Source organism: Mycobacterium sp. MMS18-G62 (genome assembly GCF_053877835.1).
This window is the reverse complement of sequence record NZ_CM132662.1, coordinates 1,837,074-1,857,526: the sequence shown is the minus strand read 5'-3', so window position 1 is coordinate 1,857,526 and position 20,453 is coordinate 1,837,074. Positions and strand designations below refer to the sequence as shown.

16 protein-coding genes are annotated in these 20,453 nt (G+C 65.3%); 6 read left to right on the top strand and 10 right to left on the bottom strand.

Annotation, left to right across the window (positions count from 1 at the left end; all coding sequences use genetic code 11):
* Positions 1 to 118 precede the first annotated feature (118 nt).
* From ACWW36_RS09210 to ACWW36_RS09200, 3 genes are all read left to right on the top strand, one after another.
* Positions 119 to 2,251 (top strand): CHAT domain-containing protein, encoded by a 2,133-nt coding sequence (locus ACWW36_RS09210; RefSeq protein ID WP_456141240.1) that lies wholly within the window; start codon positions 119 to 121, stop codon positions 2,249 to 2,251.
* Between the two features lie 7 nt (positions 2,252 to 2,258).
* Positions 2,259 to 3,362: a ComEC/Rec2 family competence protein gene (locus tag ACWW36_RS09205; protein WP_456141239.1), complete on the top strand. Its 1,104-nt coding sequence runs from the start codon at positions 2,259 to 2,261 to the stop codon at positions 3,360 to 3,362.
* A 106-nt stretch (positions 3,363 to 3,468) separates the two neighbouring features.
* On the top strand, positions 3,469 to 3,744 hold the full coding sequence (locus ACWW36_RS09200; RefSeq protein ID WP_456141238.1) for a long chain fatty acid-CoA synthetase: 276 nt from the start codon (positions 3,469 to 3,471) through the stop codon (positions 3,742 to 3,744).
* On the opposite strand, the gene ACWW36_RS09195 is transcribed toward ACWW36_RS09200, so the two are convergent.
* From ACWW36_RS09195 to ACWW36_RS09165, 7 genes are all read right to left on the bottom strand, one after another.
* On the bottom strand, positions 3,728 to 4,873 hold the full coding sequence (locus ACWW36_RS09195) for an FAD-dependent oxidoreductase (RefSeq protein ID WP_456141237.1): 1,146 nt from the start codon (positions 4,871 to 4,873) through the stop codon (positions 3,728 to 3,730). The two genes, ACWW36_RS09200 and ACWW36_RS09195, sit on opposite strands and share 17 nt — an antisense overlap.
* A gap of 32 nt (positions 4,874 to 4,905) precedes the next feature.
* Positions 4,906 to 5,328, bottom strand: coding sequence for a PPOX class F420-dependent oxidoreductase (locus ACWW36_RS09190; RefSeq protein ID WP_456141236.1), 423 nt, complete (start codon positions 5,326 to 5,328; stop codon positions 4,906 to 4,908).
* A 39-nt stretch (positions 5,329 to 5,367) separates the two neighbouring features.
* Positions 5,368 to 7,203 carry a sulfatase-like hydrolase/transferase gene (locus tag ACWW36_RS09185; protein ID WP_456141235.1) on the bottom strand — a complete coding sequence of 612 codons (1,836 nt, stop codon included), beginning with the start codon at positions 7,201 to 7,203 and terminating at the stop codon, positions 5,368 to 5,370.
* Between the two features lie 161 nt (positions 7,204 to 7,364).
* Entirely contained in the window at positions 7,365 to 7,616 is a 252-nt protein-coding gene (locus ACWW36_RS09180; protein ID WP_456142698.1) for a hypothetical protein, read from the bottom strand.
* 96 nt (positions 7,617 to 7,712) lie between these two features.
* Positions 7,713 to 9,008: a wax ester/triacylglycerol synthase domain-containing protein gene (locus tag ACWW36_RS09175; protein ID WP_456141234.1), complete on the bottom strand. Its 1,296-nt coding sequence runs from the start codon at positions 9,006 to 9,008 to the stop codon at positions 7,713 to 7,715.
* Positions 9,009 to 9,056: 48 nt separating this feature from the next.
* Entirely contained in the window at positions 9,057 to 12,950 is a 3,894-nt protein-coding gene (gene hrpA / locus ACWW36_RS09170) for an ATP-dependent RNA helicase HrpA (protein WP_456141233.1), read from the bottom strand.
* Positions 12,950 to 13,843 (bottom strand): mycobacterial-type methylenetetrahydrofolate reductase, encoded by an 894-nt coding sequence (locus ACWW36_RS09165; RefSeq protein WP_456141232.1) that lies wholly within the window; start codon positions 13,841 to 13,843, stop codon positions 12,950 to 12,952. Before ACWW36_RS09165 ends, hrpA begins: the two co-directional genes overlap by 1 nt.
* A gap of 296 nt (positions 13,844 to 14,139) precedes the next feature.
* Between ACWW36_RS09165 and ACWW36_RS09160 the strand changes: the two genes are divergently transcribed.
* A complete protein-coding gene (locus ACWW36_RS09160; protein ID WP_456141231.1) occupies positions 14,140 to 14,358 on the top strand; it encodes a hypothetical protein in 219 nt (72 codons plus the stop codon).
* Between the two features lie 3 nt (positions 14,359 to 14,361).
* Here ACWW36_RS09160 and ACWW36_RS09155 read toward each other — a convergent pair whose 3' ends face one another.
* Positions 14,362 to 15,006, bottom strand: coding sequence for a hypothetical protein (locus ACWW36_RS09155; RefSeq protein WP_456141230.1), 645 nt, complete (start codon positions 15,004 to 15,006; stop codon positions 14,362 to 14,364).
* A 34-nt stretch (positions 15,007 to 15,040) separates the two neighbouring features.
* Between ACWW36_RS09155 and ACWW36_RS09150 the strand changes: the two genes are divergently transcribed.
* On the top strand, positions 15,041 to 16,501 hold the full coding sequence (locus ACWW36_RS09150) for a protein adenylyltransferase SelO (RefSeq protein ID WP_456141229.1): 1,461 nt from the start codon (positions 15,041 to 15,043) through the stop codon (positions 16,499 to 16,501).
* A gap of 1 nt (position 16,502) precedes the next feature.
* Here ACWW36_RS09150 and ACWW36_RS09145 read toward each other — a convergent pair whose 3' ends face one another.
* Together ACWW36_RS09145 and ACWW36_RS09140 are read right to left on the bottom strand one after the other, a co-directional pair.
* Positions 16,503 to 17,420 carry an HpcH/HpaI aldolase/citrate lyase family protein gene (locus ACWW36_RS09145; protein WP_456141228.1) on the bottom strand — a complete coding sequence of 306 codons (918 nt, stop codon included), beginning with the start codon at positions 17,418 to 17,420 and terminating at the stop codon, positions 16,503 to 16,505.
* Between the two features lie 91 nt (positions 17,421 to 17,511).
* On the bottom strand, positions 17,512 to 17,664 hold the full coding sequence (locus tag ACWW36_RS09140) for a DUF7218 family protein (RefSeq protein ID WP_456141227.1): 153 nt from the start codon (positions 17,662 to 17,664) through the stop codon (positions 17,512 to 17,514).
* Between the two features lie 106 nt (positions 17,665 to 17,770).
* Here ACWW36_RS09140 and ACWW36_RS09135 point away from each other — a divergent pair, with 106 nt between their 5' ends.
* Positions 17,771 to 20,452: a phosphorylase family protein gene (locus tag ACWW36_RS09135; protein ID WP_456141226.1), complete on the top strand. Its 2,682-nt coding sequence runs from the start codon at positions 17,771 to 17,773 to the stop codon at positions 20,450 to 20,452.
* Position 20,453: the final 1 nt, after the last annotated feature.

Here is a 20,453-nt window from a genome sequence, read left to right as displayed (position 1 = left end):
GGTTGCTTCAATTAAAGGGGCCCAACGGAACTAGGCGAGGCGGCACCACTGTGGACGTTAACCGAGCAGTCCTAATCAAGTCCTACGGGTGCCCTGACTGAGCAGCAGGCTGCACCCGATGCCTCCACGCCGAGAAATCCCCGCCGAAGCGATGTTCGTGGCCGGTTTGATGACCGCCGACGGTTCTATCCACTACGCGACGGACAAGCCCGCGAAACTGTCCAAGGCGGTGCAGAAGCTTCTCGAGAGATGTGCGCTCGCGGGCACGAGATCAGCGATGACGCCACCAATGTGGGTAGCTCCCGATCCGTCCTCCGTCGCAGAGGCTGCTCCACAGTTGGAGACGACCTGGCATCAGATCATCGATACGCCGTTCTTCCGGAATCACACCGTGTTGGAGATACGAGTCTCCCGCGATGAAGACGCGGCCCAGATCAAGCGGTGGGGCAGACTGGGCAAGATCCGTATCGTCGTGTCGATCGTGCGGCCACGGATCTTCATTGACCGAAACTTCCAAGTCGACGGCTTCAAAGAAGCTCGCGAACTTCGCTTGGACGGGCCGCGAATACTCCACGATGCCGTTGACATCCAGTTGGACGACCTTGGCGCTGACGACATTCCGCGGCCCGATAGGGCGCCCCGCGCAGAGGCCGAGCCCCCACCGCAGCCCGAAGTCGAAACCCCACGGCAGCTCCTCGCTCAGATGCTCCGTGACGGCAAGGTTCTCGAGTCGACACTGGAGCCGAAAGCCAAGCACACGCTCGCAGTGCGAATAGCAATCCCGAGCCCTGGTGAGCAAGGGGTCAAATTTCCAGAACACGAGATCGAGGACGATGCCCGCGGCATCGCCGACCTGATCGTCGACGTGTCCAGCGACGACGACTCGTTTCACGACACCGCGCCGCTGGTCCTGCCCACGGATCGGAAATCACCAAGCACCGTAGCGGCATTCACCCTGGTCACCGGTGAAGAAGGATCGGTGCTCAAGCTCAATATCACTGTCCTTTACCGCCGCCGGCCTATCCAGGCTGCACTATTGCTCGCAACCGTTCGCGCGACGCCTCTGCCCGGTGAGCGCATACAGCTTCTTGCCGTGCCGCTCAGCGCCGCACCCGAGCCGTCACCGATCACCGAAGCCGATGTGTCCCTTGTAGACAACGGCGTGACGCTAGCCAAACTCGGAACCGAGGACCGCGACACGATACCTCTGACAGGAGCCGACGACTGGGCAGAAGCGTTCGAGCAGGAAGCCTCGCAGGTGCTCGGCAACGACTTCGCGCCCGGCGCCATCGACGACCCCGTCGCTGTCGAGCTGCTCGTCCGGCTTGCGCGCAGAGGGACCCGGTTCGCAGACACCCTGGCCGATCTCGGTTTGCGTAAGGCTCGCACCATCTCGGTACTGGTCCGGTTCAACGCGCCGGTACTCCCGTTCGAATTGGCATACGACGGACCGGCACCGGATCTGGATGCCAAAGTGTGCGACTGCGGGGCGAATCCGCCACCACAGCCAGGCGAACGATGCCCCAAGTCATCGCGGAAACGCGTGTGCCCGTCCGCGTTCTGGGGGATGAACCGGGTGATCGCCCGAACGGTGAAGAGCCGAGAGGCGGAGAATCTCGAACCTCGCCCGCAGCCGGGCACCTTGTCCTTGCGACCCGTGCTCTATGCGGCGGCCAATCGCGCGGACAGAGGCAGTCCACCCGATGAGCTGCCTTCAGATCAGTTGGAAGAAACCCTTGTTCAGCGCGCCGGAATCGATCACTACAAGCGAGTGAAGAATTGGCGTGACTGGCGTGTGGCAGTCAGGGACCGCAGCCCACAGTTGTTGGTGGTGCTGGGGCATACCGACAAAGCTCAGGCCGAGGTGACGATCGAGATAGGCAGGAAATCCCTACTCGCTCAACCCGCGATCTCCGCTCGTGAGCTTGGCACAGCGAAAATGCCTGCGCCCGTTGTCCTTCTGTTCGCATGCGACTCGGCGGTGATCGGCGACGCCTTCGGCGCGCTTCCCGGAACCTTCATCGACAAGGGGGCCGCGGCTGTTGTCGCAACCCTGACGAAATTCAAGGGTCAGCACGCCGCCGACGCGGCCGCCGCCGTGGTTGCCGCGATGCATTCGGGAACGCCGCTGCACGGTCTCACACTGGGAACGGCGCTGACGCAAGCCCGCCGCGACCTGGTGAGCCGGGGCCTGCTCGTCGGATTACTTCTCGTAGCCCACGGTGAAATCGACGTCAATCTAACGCCCTAGGAGCGCAATGTTTGCAATCGAGATGCTGCCAGGAGGGCACGGAGACGCCCTCGTTATCGAGTACGGCACCCGCACGGATACCCATCGTGTCCTGATCGACGGCGGCACCGCAAACTCCTGGCAGGGTGTACGCAAACGGCTAAAAGCGTTGCCAGAGCAGGTATTCGAAGCGATGGTCGTCACGCATGTCGACGAGGACCACATCGGCGGGAGTCTGCAGATACTGAATGACCCCGATCTACGTAGCCGCGTACGCAACATCTGGTTCAACGGATTCGTCCACTGCGAACGCGGCGGCAGCGTGCTGGGCCCTGTTGACGGGGAGCGGTTGACGCTTCGGATCAACGACGGCCCGTTCAAGTGGAACGACCCCTTCACCAACCGGATCTCCAGTGCCGTCGGAGGTCCGGTTGTGGTGTCGTCACAGGGTGAACTACCCGCGATAGAGTTGCCCGGCGGTGCGCTAGTACACCTTCTTTCGCCCACGCCGCCGAAACTCAAGAAGATGGCCAAGGAGTGGACGAAGGTGGTGAAGGCTGCGGGGTTGGTGCCGGGCGAAGGGACGCCCTTGGAAGCTCGCACGCCGCCGCCGCGCCGCAAGAAGGTCGCACCTCTACCAGACGTCCTCACGGTCGATGCGCTGAAGACACTTAGCGCACCCTCTACCACCGACGGGTCGGAGGCCAACGGCTCGAGCATCGCGTTCATCTTCGAATTCGAGGGCCGTCGCGCGTTGCTCGGCGCCGATGCCCATTCGGATGCGCTCGCAGGATCCCTCCAGAGATTCGGGCAATCAACTGGGGAGCAGAGAGTTCGACTTGACCTCGTGAAGCTGCCGCATCACGGCAGCCGGGCGAATGTGACCGCGGCGCTGATCGAACTCATCGACGCCAAGCGGTATCTCATTTCGACGAACGGCGACAATTTCGGCCATCCGGATCACGCCGCTATCGCCCGCACGATCCTTGGATCGGCGCAACCGCCGACCTTTTACTGCAATTACCGCAACGACCTCACCGAGCCGTGGGAGGAGCGCGGGCCATCCGTGGGCGCGACGTTCGTGCTGCCCCGTGATGGCCGCGCAGGCCTGCGGGTGTCGGCGACGGCATGACCAGGCGGCCCTACGCCGAGATTCGAGGGTCTGCCGTCCGGATTAGGTGTTGGCGCCGTGTGAGCAGTACGCTTGCCCGCGGTTTCGTCGCGCCGAGGAGAGATCAATGCCCACGCAGTCCGTTTCCAGGACGTTCTCCACGCAGTCATTTCATGGCGGTCGCACAGCGCGCTCCTTACGCCGTGTGCCCGGTCTGACTGCCGGTCAGTGCTTCGACATCGAGATCAGCCCCGAAGTGAGCGGATGGGTGATCGAGATTCCCGAAATCGGTGGTGTGACGCATGCGAGCCGCCGAGTAGCCGTCGAGGTCGTAGCGCGCAAATACATCGCCGCGCGGACCGGCATTCCGATCGGCTACATCACCGTCAACGTTCGCGACTGACTCGCTCGACCGTCGGGCGGTTCTCCCGCACCCCGCGGTAGATTCCCCATCTGACAACCCACGGCATGAGCACCCGGTCGATCGACCATGCCGGGAATCGGAACGGCCTGCCGTTGGGCGCGAATACCTCAAGTCCGTCTGACTGAATGCCGATGACCGACCCCCAGCGCCGCATCGGCGCGCGGAAGCTCCGCAGCGACCCGCCTTCGAACTCGGCACGCACGTTGTGTGCAACGACGGCATCGGCTCGGTTGCGGGCCGAGCTGCGAAGTGGATCCGTTGCCGCCACATCACCGATCGCGTAGACGCCAGGATGGCCTGGTACCCGCAATTCCTGTGTTACGCAGACGAATCCGTCCTCGTCGAGGAGCTCCGGCGGTAACCACGCGGTGTTCGGTTGCACCCGGCCGATCGCCCAGAGCACGGCATCGGCGGATGATGGTGGCTGTCCGGTGGTCCATTCGACCGGCTCGCCGGTGATCTCGTCGGCGGTGAAACCGTCGGGCAGAGACGCGCGGTGGCCGGGGTGTAAAACCACGCCGACATCGGTCAGTCGCTTTCGGATCGTTGCCCAGATCCGCGGGTGGTGTTGGGCCATCGCGCGGTCGCCGGGGAAGTACAAGTCGACGCGCTTGGCGGGCCAGGTGATCGCGATGTTCGCCGCACTGCTGACCGCCGCGGCGCCGCCACCGACGACGATCACCGATTCGGCGGACGACAAGCGGTCGTGCGCGCGCGCGAGGTCGGCACCGATTTCTGCCGCCGATTGCAGGGTCGGTCGTCGCCAGAACCCGTTCGTCACCCCGGTCGAAATGATCAGGGCGTCATAGGGCTCGGTCCGCGTCACGCCGTCCGCTTGCTCCACGAATACCTCGCGTGCTGAGAGCTCGAGCCCCGTCAGCGTGCCGTGCACGGTGCGGACCCGATCAAGGGCACGGAACCTGTCGAACGAGATCCAGTTGTCGCGGGCCCAGTCGTTAGGGCGCGAGATTCGCAGTCCCAGTTCCTGGCCGCTCACCAGGGCCGGCTTCACCGAGATTCCGACGACGTCGAAGTGACGGGCGAGCCGGATCGCGGTGAGCAGTCCACTGTCGCCGAGCCCGGCGATGACGACGCGCTTTCGATTCACCACCGACCTCCTGGATGCGCTTCGGCGCCGACTCAGCGGATCTTTTCGCCGTATACGCGATCGATCGTCAGCGCCATCAGCACCCTACGGTCCGACACCATCACCGTGCGGTATTCGTCCCAATCCGGGTGCTCGCCTGCCGCACTGCGGTAGTACTCCACGAGCGCTTCGACTTCGGGGCCGTGCGGATCGGTACCGGGCCCGGTCAGCGTGACGCTGCCCTCGGCCGTGGCCCATGCCCAGCCGTCGGAACTGGTGACTTCCAGGGCGGCACGCGGATCGCGGCGCAGATTCGCAGTCTTGGCCCGGCCTTCTGTCATCGAGACGTAGATGATGCCGGTGTTCCGGTCGAAGTACGGCGTGACGGGCGACAGCTGCGGCAGACCGTTCTTCTTGATCGTGGCGAGGACACCAAGCCGGCTCTCGGCGAGCAATGTGTGCGGGTCGAAGGTCATGCAGTGGGCAACCCGGCAACGCGTGGCGGCTATTCCGCCTCACCGGATCTCGGGCCGAATCGCGTCTGGTAAGAAGGCGCCGTCGTTCTTGCCTACCTCCTTGGCGATGAGGTCGTTGAGCAACGCGTTCATGCGGAGTATCAGGTCCTTGTTCTTATCCGGATCGACCGCCAGATTGTGTGTCTCGAGCGGGTCGTTCTTCAGGTCGAAGAGCTGGACGTCGTTGTCGTGCACGATCTGCTCGAGCGAAACAGGCGTATTGAAGTTCGCCGGCGCGTAATAGCGCACAAACTTGTATCGGCCGTCGAAGACAAAACTCATGAATCCGCGTTTGTGGAGCTTTGATTGAAGGTCGGTCAACGGTGGCGCTGGATCTCCCTTCAGTAGTTGTGTCATCCCGGCCACGCAGTAGTCCGAATCGATGGTCAACGGGCCGACGTAGTTGAACAGGGCCCCCGGCCGCACGGCATGCACATCGGCGGTCGCGGCGGTTGCGAGCACGCTCGCAATGTCGTTGCCTGGCAAGCCTTGAACGGCCTCGCGCCGCTTCTCCTCGGGCACGCCGGCCAGCCCGGGCAGCGACGGCATCAGATCCAGGTGGCTGGTGACAACATCTGAGGATTGGCCACCGGGGTAGTTGGGGTGAACAACCATCAACGGCACGTGGGCGTTGCCCTCGTATGCCATCGGCCCCTTGCCGCGGATGCCGCCGTGATCGCCGGCCATCTCGCCGTGGTCTGCGGTGAAGAGGACGACCGTGTCCTGCCAGAGTCCCAACTCGTCGAGCCCATCTTCAAGTTGCTGCAGGCTGAGATCGGTGTCCCGGATCATGTTCAGGTAGTAGTCGTTGAACGACCGCCACATGTCGGGACGATCGGTGGGAATGGTGCCCAGAGTCCGCTCCCAACCGATGTGGTATTCCGCCAGCGCCGGCGGCATCCCTGGCGCCGACAGCGATTCGTGGATCGTCGGTGACGGATCGGTGTTCCAGCGCGTGCTGTACAACGAATTGTTCGGGGGCGTCACGATTGCATCGTTCGAGACAGCCTTCTGCGCTTGGGGAGTTCCCGGCACGTTGGCGTCGGCATACATGATGTCGTGGGGATTCAGGAAACTCACGACCATGAAGAATGGCTGCCCGGATTCGCGCAGCTTCGGCACGTTGGCCCGCAGCCAGCGCACGCTTTCGCTTCCGGTGTATACGTCGGTGTCGTAGCCCTGGTTGGGAAGGCCGGTTTTGTCGCCGTCCGGCTGGTAGGTGTCGAATCCGTACGGCTTCAACGCTTCGCTGTAGTTGACCGTCGGCTTCGGCGGGATGAGGTCGAGCTCCATTTCCCATTTCCCGAAAAATGCGGTCTGGTAACCGAGCTTCTTCATCATCGAACCCATGTTGGGCTCGTCTTTTCGCAGGTTCGGTACCCAGCCGGTCTCCATCTGATCAAACACGCCGTTGACCTGCGGCGGATGGCCACTGAAGAACGCCGCCCGCGACGGCGTACACATCGCTGAGGCGACGTAGTGGTTGCGAAAGGTGATCCCTTGTTGCGCCAATCGATCCAGCGCGGGAGTGGTGTAGCCCGCCGCGACCGGAAGGTCGAACCGGGTTTGATCGCGGATTATCAGAATCACGTTCAGCGGGCCGCTGTTTGGCGGACGCTGCGGCGGGGTGCCCCGACCGGCGCCGGGGTGGCTCTCGGTGGCGGGTTGCTGCTCGTCGCTAGAGCCGCTGCCATGGACCGCGGTGGCGGCCAAAGCGCCCGCGGCGGCACCGATACCGAGTAGTCCCGCGCCGCCGAGCAGGTGCCGCCGACTCACCCCGCCCGGCGGCTCGGCAGGAGTCTGCGGTGACGGCGGGCCCTCGGATTGTTCGGTCACGCGATAATCGTCAAGCTCATCATGACGATCCTCTCGGCCCGGCACCCCGATCGTTGAGGCCTAATCGTAGGTCTATGAGGCGGTCGCCCAATGCGATTCGAGCCGTCTCGCACGAGAAGAGGGGCACCCGTCGTGGGTGCCCCTCTTGTCATGCCGTCGTGTCAGCGGCTCTGATGGACGCTGTTGTCGACCTGAGGCACGGTCACCTGAGGCTGGATGTCGTGCAGCCAGTCGTGGTGATCGATGCCCGCCTGCGCGGGGCCTGCAAAGCCGAGAACTGCGGCGGCCAGGCCGCTGGCGGCGATGGTGGCAAATCCGAACTTCTTCATTTCGATGCCTTCTTCTTTCTCCGTACTTCGGATGCTCTGTCGGCCGGAGTGGTGCTTTTCGAACCGGTCTGATTGCTCAAACACAGAGGTCAGGGTATTAATTCCGATGGCAGTAATTGATCGCCGATTGGCAGGAATCGCCCACCCGGGCGGTCTTCCGCGGTGTGGGTGGGGCCACACTCAGGCAAACGGACGCAGTGCCGCACTGCGCAGTTCGTCGTAGGCGTTCGTGATCGCTTCGGCAAGCCGGGCAACGTCTGGAAGGGCCTGAGGATCGGTGCACAACCCGATTCCGAGGTTGCCTGCGCACGAGATCGCTGAGATACGCAACGCATGGTGGACGGCCGGCTCCGAGGACGAGAACAGGTGCTGCACCCTGCGCCCTGCAATGCCGACCGGAACTGCGGGACCCGGGACGTTCGATATGGAGACGCTGAACTCGCGTGCGCTGCCTGCAAGGCGCCGCACGGCGGTGCCGATGTGCTTGAGCCGCCCGAGGGCGTGAAACAGGTCGTACAGCTCCTCGGCGTCTCCGAGGTGCTTGCGCTGACTGGTCTCGGCACTGATGCGGTCGAGTCGCGCGAGCGGATCGGCCTCGGCCAGAGGCAGATCCACGTTGATGAACGAATCGCGGTTGCCCAGATCGCTGGCCGCCTCGTCGCGGTGGTGCAGGCTGACCGGCACTTGAGCATGCAAGTGCGGCGCGGTCGCGGCGCCGACACCGAGCCAATCGCGCAAGCCGCCGGCGATCGTCGCGAGGAGCACGTCGTTGACTGTCGCGTGGGCCGGCCGTGAAGCGCCGATCGCCTTCAACTCAGCTAGCGGAGCCACCGTGAAAGCGAGCTCCCGCGCTCCGGTTATCGGGAGGTCGAACGGCGAGCGGGAACCGGGGTGGCCGAGTTCACGCACGACCGCGCCAGGCAACCGCAAAGCCTCGGCGAGCCGGGCATGTTCCGGCGACGCGGATCGAAGTCCGGGTTGCGGATGCGCCGGAGGCTCGGGGTGTGGGTCCCACAGCACGGCGTGCAGGAAACGGACGGCTGCGATGCCGTCGGCCATCGCGTGGTGGATGCGAGCCGCGATGGCTTCCCGGCCGTCGCCAAGCGGTCCGATGACGTCGAACGTCCATAGCGGCCGCGCACGGTCGAGGTGTTCGGACATCAGGCCGCTGACCGTGCGCCACAAGTCTTCCTGCGATACGCATTCCGGCGCTGTGCGTCGCCGTATGTGGTGGTCGATGTCGAAATCGGACGCCTCGACCCAACGCGGTTCCGGCCCCGACGTATCGACTCGCTGGGTTGCCCGGGGCTGAGTCGCAAGCCGCTTCGCCACTGCGCTTTTCAGCGCGTCGACATCGAGCGTCGCGCCGGGTTCCAGGATGACGAGCTTGAGCGTGTGACCGGTGATGACATCCGATTCGACGCGCAGGATGCGGGCGTCGTCTTCAGCGAGCCGGTCGGCATCCTCCTGAGCCACGCTTCGACGATAGGTCGTCACCTCACGTTCGGCGGCGAGAAGAACGGCTTAGACGCGGACGGCGTCGATAGCCCGATAGATGCGCTGCTCGCTGACGGGCCTAGGAGTGCCGAGCTGTTGCGCCCACAGGCTGACACGCAGCTCCTCGATCTGGCGGCCGATGTCGCGGACATCGTCGGCGTGCGCGCGGGCCGGCGAGAGGGCGCCCACCAAGTCGTCGTAGGCATCTTGCACCGCGTGCACCCGCAGCATCCGCTCGCGGTCGGCCGCGATGCCATGAGGTAGGCGATCGAGCCGCCGCGCGATAGCCCTCAGATAGCGGGTCAGGTCGGCCAGCCGAGCAGCCCCGGTCACCGTCACAAAGCCTTCCGGCAACAGCCTGGCCAGCTGTCCGCGGATGTCGGCGATCGCGTCGGCCTGGGTGGCCGGTGGCGTCGCGGGCATCGCGATTTCGACGTCGTGCGCGGCGCCCAACACCTTCTCGACACGGCCGACGATGTCCATCGTCGTCGGCGCAATAGCTTTGGCGACGTTGTCGCGCAGCACCACGAAGTCGGCGCGAGTCCACACCGGCGTCCGCACCAACGTGTCGACGGCGGCGTCGGCGCAATCGTCGAGCAGTGCGCCCAGCGAACCGTCAGGATTGGTGCCGAGCACCAGCCGGGTCCGCGGGTTGAGCTGCCGCTCAACGGCTTTCAGGGGCGACGGAACGGCCAGCCGTAGCAATCGGCGAGTGCCTTGACCCATCGCGGCGTTCTGCTCTGCTTCCGTTGCGTACACGCGAACGTCGACCGCCGCCCCTGCATCGGTCAGGGCCGGGAAACCGCGCACGGTATGCCCGCCGCTGCTGCGTTCGACAGTGCGCGGCAGAACTTCGAGGTCGTCCGGCCAATCCCGAAGTCCGGTTCGCTCCAGATCACCGGCGACCGCCTCGGCGACCGCCCGTTGCACCGAACCGGCGAGCTTCTCCTGCAATGCCTCGAGGTTCTTGCCGCGCGCCACTTCGGCGCCGTCGGCGGATTCGACCGCGAACGTCACGCGCAAATGCGCCGGAAGCTTGTCGAGGTCGAAGGCGTCGATGGGGACCAGCACGCCAGTCCGCCGCTGAAGGGCACGCCGCAGGGACTCCAATAGCGGCTCCTGCTCAGGGTGCAGCTGGGCAAGAACGGCTCTAGCGGTATCCGGTGCGGGAACGAAGTTGCGGCGCAGGTCTTTTGGCAGCGAACGGATGAGAGCAGTGATCAGCTCCTCGCGCAGTGCAGGGACTTGCCAGGCGAACTCGTCGCCGCCAAGGCGTGTCAGTACCTCGACCGGCACGTGGACGGTGACACCGTCGTCGATGGCGCCAGGCTCGAAGCGGTAGCTCAGCGGCAGCGACAGGTCACCCGCCTGCCAGGTGTCGGGTTGGTCGGCGTCCGCCTCGGTCCGGAGCAGGTCATCGCGGGTGAGGGTGAGCAGGTCGGGCGTGTGATGCCGCTGCTTTTTCCACCACGCGTCGAAGTGACGCGCGGAAATGGCCTCGGCTGGGATGCGGGCGTCGTAGAACGCATAGATCTCGTCGTCGCCGACGAGCAGATCGCGGCGGCGGGCGCGCTCCTCGATCTCCGCCAATTCCTCACGCAGCCGGGCGTTGTCGCGGAAGAAGTGGTGGCGCGTCTGCCAGTCGCCGTCGACGAGCGCGTGGCGGATGAACAGTTCGCGAGCGAGGTCGGGTTCGATCTGCGCGTAGTTGACCCGGCGCCGCGGGACCAGTGGAAGGCCGTACAGGGTCACCCGTTCGAAGGCCATGGTGGTGCCGCGTTGCGCGTCCCAGTGCGGCTCGCTGTAGGCGCGTTGCACGAGATGTCCGGCAACGCGTTCGACGGCTTCGGGTTGGATGCGTGCCGCCATCCGCCCGTAGAGCCGAGTGGTTTCGACCAGGTCCGCGGCGACGACCCAGCGCGGCGGCCGCCTGGTGAGCACCGAACCCGGAGCGAGGACGAACTTCGCATTGCGCGCGCCGGAGTATTCGCGCGAATCCCCTTCGCGCACACCGATATGCGACAGCAGACCGGCAAGAAGCGCGCCGTGCACGCTTGCTGGGTCGGCGGGCTCGTCCGACTCGCGGATGCCGAGGTCGCGCGCGATGCTGCGTAGCTGCCCGACCAGGTCCTGCCATTCGCGGATGCGCAGGTAGTGCAGGAATTCCTCGCGGCACATTCGGCGGAACGCGTTGCCCGAGCGTGCTTTCCGCTGCTCACCGAGGTACCGCCAGAGGTTCAGATACGAGACGAAGTCGGAGTGTTCGTCGGCGAACCGGGCGTGCTTTTGCCGGGCGGCGTCTTCCTTGTCGGTCGGGCGCTCGCGCGGGTCGGGGATCGACAGCGCCGCGGCAAGCACGAGCACCTCACGGACACAGCCTTCGACGTCGGCGGCAAGGATCATCCGGCCCAGGCGCGGATCGACGGGCAGCTGCGCCAGGCGCCGGCCTATATCCGTAATGGCGCCTTGCTGATCGAACGCCCCAAGCTCCTGCAGCAGCAGCACGCCGTCACGGATGCTGCGTTTGTCGGGCGGGTCGAGAAACGGAAAGTCTTCGATGTCGCCGAGCCCCAAAGCAGCCATCTGCAGGATCACCGCTGCGAGATTGGTCCGAAGGATCTCGGGGTCGGTGTAGCGCGGGCGCGACGAGAAGTCGTCTTCCGAATACAGCCGGATGCATACGCCAGGTGCCACGCGCCCAGAGCGGCCCGCGCGTTGTGCGGCGGACGCCTGCGAAATCGGTTCGATCGGCAGGCGTTGCACCTTCGTTCGGCGGCTGTACCGCGAAATGCGTGCGGTGCCGGGATCGACGACGTAGCGGATGCCCGGCACGGTCAGCGACGTCTCGGCGACGTTGGTGGCGAGCACGACGCGACGGCCGGTGTGCGGCTGAAAGACCCGTTGTTGCTCAGCCGTCGGCAGTCGCGCGTAGAGCGGCAGCACCTCTGTGTGCTTCAGATCGCGCAAAGACTCTGCGGTGTCGCGAATTTCACGCTCACCAGACAGGAAGACCAGGACGTCGCCCGGCGGTTCGTGCTCCAGTTCGTGGATCGCGTCGACGATCGCCTCGGTCTGGTCACGCATCTCGGTGTGCACGATCTCGTGGTCGGGATCATCAGGGTCGTCGTTGCGGTTGTCCGATGGCACCACGACTTCCAGTGGGCGATAACGGATCTCGACCGGATAGGTCCGACCGGATACCTCGACGATGGGTGCTCCGCTGAAGTGCGCGGCGAAACGCTCGGGCTCGATGGTGGCCGAGGTGACGATGACTTTCAGATCGGGCCTGCGAGGCAGCAGTTCGCGCAGGTAGCCGAGCAGGAAGTCGACGTTGAGGCTGCGTTCGTGGGCTTCGTCGAGAATCAGGGTGTCGTAGCGCAGCAGGCGGCGGTCACGCTGGATCTCGGCGAGCAGGATGCCGTCGGTCATCAGCTTCACGAGCGTGCGGTCGCTGGCCTGGTCGGTGAAGCGGACGGTGTAGCCGACTGCATCGCCGAGCGGCGTACCCAACTCGTCGGCGATGCGCTGGGCGACCGTGCGGGCCGCAAGACGACGCGGCTGGGTGTGGCCGATGGTGCCGCGGATGCCGCGGCCGAGTTCGAGGCAGATCTTGGGCAGCTGAGTTGTCTTGCCGGAGCCGGTCTCGCCGGCCACCACGACCACCTGGTGGTCTCTGATCGCCTTGGCGATCTCCTCGCGCCGGTCGCTGACGGGAAGGTCGGGATAGGTGATGGTCGGGACTGCGGCTACACGAGTGGCGATCAGTGCCTCGGCGGCGGCCACCTGCGCTGCCAGCTGCTGAAGCTTCTCGGGCGTGGCGTTGCCGCGCAGGTTCTTGAGCCGACGGCCAAGCCGGGCCGCGTCGCGGATCGTCAGGCCGTCGAGGCGGGCGCGCAGTTCGGCGCCGGACGATCCGGACACTAGGCGCTTGGCGGCGACCAGTAGTCGAGCATCTCCGCGAACGTCTCGAAGGCCGGCGCCGAAACTCCATACGCGGCTTCCAAGTGGATGCTCAACGGAAAACCGAGCTCGGCGACGCCGTCGATGACGCGCTTGTACAAGTCGATCATCAGTTTGCGCTTCTGGGAGGGCTCGGTTTCGGCAAGCCGTCTGACGAATGCCTGCTCGTCTGCCACGGCGGCGTTGCCGGGGTCCTGAATGAGCCACTCGATCAGACCCACCCTGGTCTCGACCTTCGGGACGAAGCCAAATGACAGCAGGATTTCCGGCCGATGGTCGGTGGTCTTCGCGAACTCAGTCAGGAAGCCCACGATCGCATCGGAGTACAACAGCTGCGTCATGCCGTAGGTGGCGCCCTGATCGCACTTGAAGTTGAATCGGCCGTGCTCGCCGTCGCGCGTGGGAATCAGGATGGCGCCGCGGTTGGGCACCAGCTGGTCATAGATCGACAGCGCATCGGTCGGCGCGACGCCGGAGCCTTCCCCATCGTTCATGGTGCGTGGCACGCCCACGAAGGCAATGCCGTCGAAGCCCGCGTTGCGCAGATCGGTCAGCCTGCCGCGCAGCGACGACTCGTCCATGAATGCGGTGACCTGGGTGCACAGCCCCTTCACCGTCGGCAATTCCGGTTTGATGACCGTCCAGAAGTCCAGGACGTCCATCTTCGGCTTCATCTCGACAGGACGATCGTCGTCCTCCTCGATCATGCCGGGGATCATCACGTGCCTGATCCGGCTGTCGAGGCCGGCGTCGACGGAGAACCGCCTCAGCTTGCGCGCGTCTTCCAGCGCCTGCTCCCGACCGAGTTCCGCGTTCGGGGGCACGAGCTCGAACGCGACGGTGTTGAGAGTCAACCGGCTACTCCTCATTGGACGACTGGGCTTCCCGGGCGCGTCAGGTTGACCGTAGCCACGAATCGCACTTCGCCGGGAGCCCCACGATACCGACCAGACCTGAACGCCATTCGGCCGGGCGTGTTGCTGGTGCGCCGTGCTCGATCACCTGCCGACTGTGATTCTGCCAAGCCTGGTCAACATGCTGCCAACCGGAAACAAACCGCGCGGCCTGCCGGTTCTGCAGATCAGAGAGCCACACCCGTGGACGTCGGTCCCCGAGCCGCCCGCCAACAGGAAGCACCAGAGGCATCCACATGAAGAAGATCACGTTTGCCACGCTCGCCTCGAGCGGCCTAGCCGCCCTTGCCATCGGGCTGGCCGGACCGGCACTTGCCGACGCCGGCAACAGCTCGGTCCCGCTGCCACCGGGTGGGCCGGTGGCCGTCTACCCGCAGGGTGGCGGCGGCACGAACCCGTACATACCGTTCGGCGTCAACCCGTACGTTCCCTACGGGGTGTGGGCGCAGCACTGACGGTTATTTGTCGAGCTCCCCTGCTATCCCACGCTCTATTGCCGTGCGCGATCGCTCCGGCAGGACGACCAGCCCGTCGAGTTCTCGACGCGCAAGACTGTAGGCGCGCTCGCGTTCCTGCTGGGTAGCGGCGCTGTCCACGGCGACGCGTAGCGCGCTCTGCGCACGGGTCAGACGTTGCTGTTCGTCGTGCGAGAAGTCCTTGCGCCGCCTGCGAATCGCCTCGGATTCGGCCGTATCGAATGCGGTCACGTAGCTCTCCACCGCGTCCAGATACCGGTTCGCGGCGTCGCCGTCGTCCAGAAGATCTTCCGCCTTCGCGGGCCGCAGCAAGTCGGCCCGCAGCTTGGCGCGATGGAACCGCTCCGTCAGCGGGTTTCGCATATCGGTCATCAACGGATAGTCGAGAAGTTTGGCGATGTCGAGTTCGTAGTCCAACCAGCGGGTGTCGGTGCGATCGTGCTCTTTCACCGTTCGCGCGATCACCCGCCACTGGGCAGCGCGGTTGCTCACGCGTTCGCCCGGCATGGAGGCTTCGGGCTGCGCGACTTCTTGGCGACGACGCAGCGCCCTCATGCCGGCGATGAACACCCCTATCAGCGGCCCGATGACGACAAGCAGCTCGATCAGGCGGATGAGCAGCCCCATTCAGCCAGGATGCCACCGCCGTACGCTGGGTGAAGTGAGCGTTGCACCCGATACGACGATCGTGCTCGGCGACCGCTTCTCCCGTGAGTTGCCGGAGATGGCCGTGCGCTGGCGTGCCGAGCCTGCGCCCGACCCGCGACTACTCGTCCTCAACGAACAGCTTTCCGCTGAGCTCGGGCTCGACGCGGCGTGGCTGCGGACGTCCGACGGGGTGCAGCTGCTGACGGGCACCCAGGTGCCCGGCGAAGCCAACCCCGTCGCGCAGGCATACGCCGGGCACCAATTCGGCGGGCTCGTGCCGCGGCTGGGCGACGGACGCGCACTTCTGCTGGGCGAAGTCGTCGACGCCGCCGGACATCTGCGGGACATCCACCTCAAGGGCTCCGGAGCGACGCCGTTCGCGCGCGGCGGCGACGGCCTGGCAGCGGTCGGTCCGATGCTGCGGGAGTACATCGTCAGCGAGGCGATGCACGCGCTCGGCGTCCCGACGACGCGGTCGCTTGCAGTGGTTGCCACGGGCCGTCCCGTGCAACGGGAGACGGTGCTGCCGGGGGCAGTGCTGGCGCGCGTCGCGAGCAGCCATCTGCGGGTGGGCAGCTTCCAGTACGCCGCGATCACGGGTGACGTCGACTTGTTGCGGCGCCTCGCCGACCATGCGATCACGCGACACCACCCGGACGCCGCTGCCGCCGAAAACCCTTACCGCGCGTTGTTCGAGGCGGTGCTCGCCGCCCAGGCCTCGCTGGTGGCGCGATGGATGCTCGTCGGTTTCGTGCACGGGGTGATGAATACCGACAACATGACGATCTCCGGCGAGACGATCGACTACGGACCATGCGCATTCATGGAGGCCTACGATCCCGCGACGGTGTTCAGCTCGATCGACTCGTGGGGTCGCTACGCGTACGGCAACCAGCCGACGGTCGCGGCGTGGAACCTCGCGCGCTTCGCCGAGACGTTGCTTCCGTTGTTCTCCGAGGACGCCGACCAGGCGCTCGCGCTGGCACAGGAGTCACTCGACCGCTTCAGCCACCACTACGGCGACGCGTGGTCTGCCGGTATGCGAGCCAAGCTCGGCCTGGCTGACACCGAGCCGGATGCGTTGGCGCCGTTGATATCTGAGCTTCTCGAGCGGCTTCAGCAGAGCCGAGTCGACCATACGTCGTTCTACCGGTTGCTAGGCCGGGCGGCTCGCGGGGACACCGAACCGGTCCGCGGCCAGTTCATCGACCTCGCGGCATTCGACACATGGTTGTCGCGGTGGCGAGCGTTGGGTCCCGATGCCGAGGCGATGGACAGGGTCAATCCGGTGTACATACCGCGAAACCATCTCGTGGAAGAGGCTCTCGCCGCGGCGACGGAAGGCGAGCTCGGTCCGCTCGAGCGAGTGCTGGCTGCGGTGACTTCGCCGTACGCGGAGCGGCCTGGCCTAGAACGCTATGCCGAACCGGCCCCCGACGATTTCGGCGACTACCGAACGTTCTGCGGAACCTGAGTCAGTAGTGATAGGTGTCCGATGGGGCGGGCATGTGAACGGGCTCGTCGTCGAATTCGGAAACCTTGATGCCGTAGGCGCGCGCCAGTTCGAGGATCTTGTTGGCGCGCGCGATACGCGGCAGGTCGGACCCGTTACGCACCTCGCCGCCGTCGCGTTCGAATTCAGCGAAAAACTCTTTGGCCCAAGCGATTTCGTCTTGCGACGGGGAGAGTCCCTCGTTGATGATGGAGCACTGTTCCGGGTTGAGACAGATCTTGCCGGTCATGCCGAATTCAGCGGACACGGCGGTGGCCTCGATGAGCTTGAGTGCGTTGGAGCCGATGGTGGGCCCGTCGATGGCGCTCGGCAGGTGGGCCGCCTTGGCGGCGATGGTGAAGCGGGACCGCGCATAGGCCAAGGTCGCCGGGTCTTCCCCGAATCCCGTATCACGGCGGAAGTCGCCGATGCCGAAGGCGAGACGGAATGTTCCTTTGGCGGCGGCGATTTCGGTGATGCGTTCTAGGCCTCTCGCCGTTTCGACCAGGGCGACGATCGGCACGTTCGGCAATCGTTTGGCGGTCTCGGTGACATGGTCCACCGATTCGACCATCGCCAGCATCACGCCACCCACGGAGGTACCTGCGAGCATCTTCAGGTCGTCGGCCCACCACGGGGTGCCGAAGCCGTTGACGCGGACCCAGTCGGTGTGTCCGGCGTCCAGCCAGCGCACGACGTTGTCGCGCGCGTCAGGCTTGTCCTTGGGGGCGACCGCATCTTCAATGTCGAGGACAACGACATCGGCACGCGACCGCGTGGCGGCCTCGAAGCGATCGGCATGCGCGCCGCTGGCCAACAACCAGCTCCTGGCGAGCACCGGGTCGATTCGCGAGCCGATGTCCGCCGATCCGGTTGCGTTGCTATTGACTTGTTCGTCCATCGCGCGGTCTGCCGTTCGCCGTTTTCGTTGATGTCGACCTTATGGTCGCTCAGGCGGTGACGACGGAGCACAGCGGGTGGTACGCGCCGCGCTAGCTGGACTTCTTGCCGCCCTTCTTGCCGCCCTTTTTGGATGCGCCCGGCGTGTTGGCGATCTTCGCGGCCCGAGCCTTGCTCATGCCTTTCTTGCGCAGGCCCTCGTATTGCTTGTCGTTCTTGACGCTTGGACCGTGATCCTTGGCCACTTTGCCACCTCCAATCGTTTTGCTCGGAATACCCGGTTTGAATTGCGGTGACACCGGTTCGTACATTCCCGGCATGTCGATCCACCAGGGGCGATATACCTAGCGAATGCGGTGCATGCCGTATGTGGGTCGGGTCGGCGGCTTGGCCGTCGCGCTGGGCGTCGGCGCTGCCGTCGTTGCCGGTTGGGGCCACGGCGTCGCATGGGCCGACGAATCTGGAGGCGCCACGGCGTCAACGACCTCCACGAGTTCTAGTGCCGACACGGCGACAGCAGGCGTCGAGACCGACCCCTCTGGTACCGAGAAGCCGGGCGACAACGCCACGACGACGTCGGCCTCCGGCGCGACGACCGATGGCTCCGGCCAGCAGCAAGGCGAGGTGCGCGCCGCACCTGCGGGCGTCGTGCTGGGTACGGGTGGCCTCGATGCGGAGGAGCCGCCGGCGTCGCCGAACGTCAAGCCCAAGGGGTCGGACCACACGGCGGCGGAGCCCTCGAAGACGAAACCGCCGGCGGCCACGCTCCCTGAACCGAAGGTGAGCGCGGAGGCAGAACACCAGGCATCCAGCCCAGCGGCCGATCCAACCGACGCCGTCACCGCACCCGTGGCGATCGCCACGACACCGTCTCAGTCGCCCACCGCGGCGAGCACGCAGGTGGCCCTGCCGTCGACATCGCCCGAACCGAGTCCGGTCAGTGCGGTGACCGATCTTGTGTCGGGGATTGCCACAGCGATCTTCAGCCCATTCGGCGCAACCGATGCGCCCGGATCACCCACCGAAGGACCGGCGGCATGGGCACTGCTGGCGTCGGCTCGTCGCGAGTTCGACCCCGACGTGCGATCGCCTTCTCTGACCGACGCGCCGGTCGAGGCTCAGACGTCGAGCGCGCCGCTGGTCGCCGCCGCCACGCAGAACACGCTTACGTACACCGCGCCGCCGACGTTGATCGACCAGCTGACCTTGTTCGGCCTACGTGTCGTCCGCGATATTTCCGCCGCCATCGGCGTGGATTTCACCGGCATTCTCGGAACCTTGATGTCCAGTGATACCCCTCCATTCTTTGTGACGTTCGGATTGAACACACGTCAGACAGAATTCGAGGTTTCGCCAGGGAACGTCTGGAAGGTATGGGAATTCGCCCCACAGGATCCGACCGGCAAGACCGTGGTCGCGATACACGGCGGAGGCTTCATCCTCCAGCCGAACTTGTTGAATTGGGTTGACTACACGCAGATGGCACGCGAGACCGGTGCGACCGTTGTCGTGCCGCTGTATCCGCTGGCGACCACCGCAGACGGATCTGCGCTCAACGTCAATCCGGCGATGGCGGACTTCATCTCGCAGCAGATCGACCAGCACGGCGCGGCTAATGTCAGCGTCTACGCGGACTCGGCGGGCTACACGTACGCCTTCGGGGCCGTACGAGAGCTGATCCTGCGCGGTGACGCCGTTCCGGCGAGCATGGTCCTGCTCTCGGGTGCAGCGGACATGTCGCTGACGAATCCCGATATCCAAACCATCGACGACCCGTTCTTCGATCCGGACAACCTCGGCTTCTGGACCGCAAACAGTCACACGAACGACGGCATCACTGATCTGAAGGATCCCCGGGTGAGCCCGTTGTACATGGAAACCGATGTGCTACAGGCACTGCCGCCGACCACGATCTACATCGGATCGGAGGAGATGCTGCTGCCCGACAATCTGCTGCTACATCAGCGCGCGGTGGACGTCGGTGCACCGATCTCGATGGTGGTGGGGCAAGGGCAATTCCACGATTGGGCCGTCTCGGGCCTGTCGATCAACTCCGTAGCACCGGTGGTGCGCCCCGACATCTACCGCGAGCTCGGCCTGTTCTCTTCTGTGGACGGAGACAGCGTGGAAACCGAAGAGCGAACGCTGATCCTGTCCGCGTTCCCGGCCGAAGCCGACGCCGTTCTGGCCCGCACGACGCTCGACCCGAACTCCTCCGTAGTCGTCGACGGCCATCACTTCTACCTCGGCACACTCGGCGGCAAGAAGGTCATCGTCGCGATGACGGGCATCGGCATGGTCAACGCCACCGAAACCACCGAAGTAGCGCTCGACCATTTCACGTCCGAATCCGGAATCTCCATCGGCGCAGTGGTTTTCTCCGGTGTCGCAGGCGGGTCCGGACGCACCGAGATCGGTTCTGTGGCCGTTCCGGCACGATGGACGTCCGACGACGGCGCAACCTGGCACGCGGTCGATCCCGGCATGCTCGCGGCCGCCAGTGCCCTGCGCGTGGACCTGTTGAGTACCGACTCCATCGGAGATCCGACCTGCTATTGCGGCCTGCTGGCCGGCCCGCAGGTCGACCTCATGCGCGTGCCGCAACTGTTCGTCGGCGGCGACGGCTCCAGCGACGACAACAACAACGGCACCGCTTTCCCCGCCATCCCCCTCGGCGGAGATATCTTCGGCCCCCAGCCCTGCGCCGCGCCTGACTACTCAATCTTGTTTACGGGCAACTTCTTTCAGGCTGTCGGACCGTTCCTCGCGTTCGGACTGCTCAGCAACTTGACGGGATTCCTGACGAACGCGCCTCTGGCCGTGGATGCCGTCGACCAGGAGACCGCGGCGGCGCAGCAGGTCGCCGAGGCGCACGGCATCCCGTTCCTTGGCATTCGCGGCATGTCCGACGGCCCCGGTGACCCGCTTCACCTGCCCGGCTACCCATTCACATTCCTCGTCTACAAGCAGCTTGCAGCGGACAACGCGGCGATCGTCACCGAAGCCTTCCTGCAGAGCTGGACCGACGCCTGAT

Bases quoted from the DNA above. Each gene is read 5' to 3' on its own strand.
- ACWW36_RS09200 (WP_456141238.1), top strand. From the start codon at position 3,469: ATGCCCACGCAGTCCGTTTCCAGGACGTTCTCCACGCAGTCATTTCAT.
- ACWW36_RS09160 (WP_456141231.1), top strand. From the start codon at position 14,140: ATGAAGAAGATCACGTTTGCCACGCTCGCCTCGAGCGGCCTAGCCGCC.
- ACWW36_RS09205 (WP_456141239.1), top strand. From the start codon at position 2,259: ATGTTTGCAATCGAGATGCTGCCAGGAGGGCACGGAGACGCCCTCGTT.
- ACWW36_RS09135 (WP_456141226.1), top strand. From the start codon at position 17,771: ATGCGGTGCATGCCGTATGTGGGTCGGGTCGGCGGCTTGGCCGTCGCG.
- ACWW36_RS09210 (WP_456141240.1), top strand. From the start codon at position 119: ATGCCTCCACGCCGAGAAATCCCCGCCGAAGCGATGTTCGTGGCCGGT.
- ACWW36_RS09155 (WP_456141230.1), bottom strand. From the start codon at position 15,006: ATGGGGCTGCTCATCCGCCTGATCGAGCTGCTTGTCGTCATCGGGCCG.
- ACWW36_RS09190 (WP_456141236.1), bottom strand. From the start codon at position 5,328: ATGACCTTCGACCCGCACACATTGCTCGCCGAGAGCCGGCTTGGTGTC.
- ACWW36_RS09145 (WP_456141228.1), bottom strand. From the start codon at position 17,420: ATGGACGAACAAGTCAATAGCAACGCAACCGGATCGGCGGACATCGGC.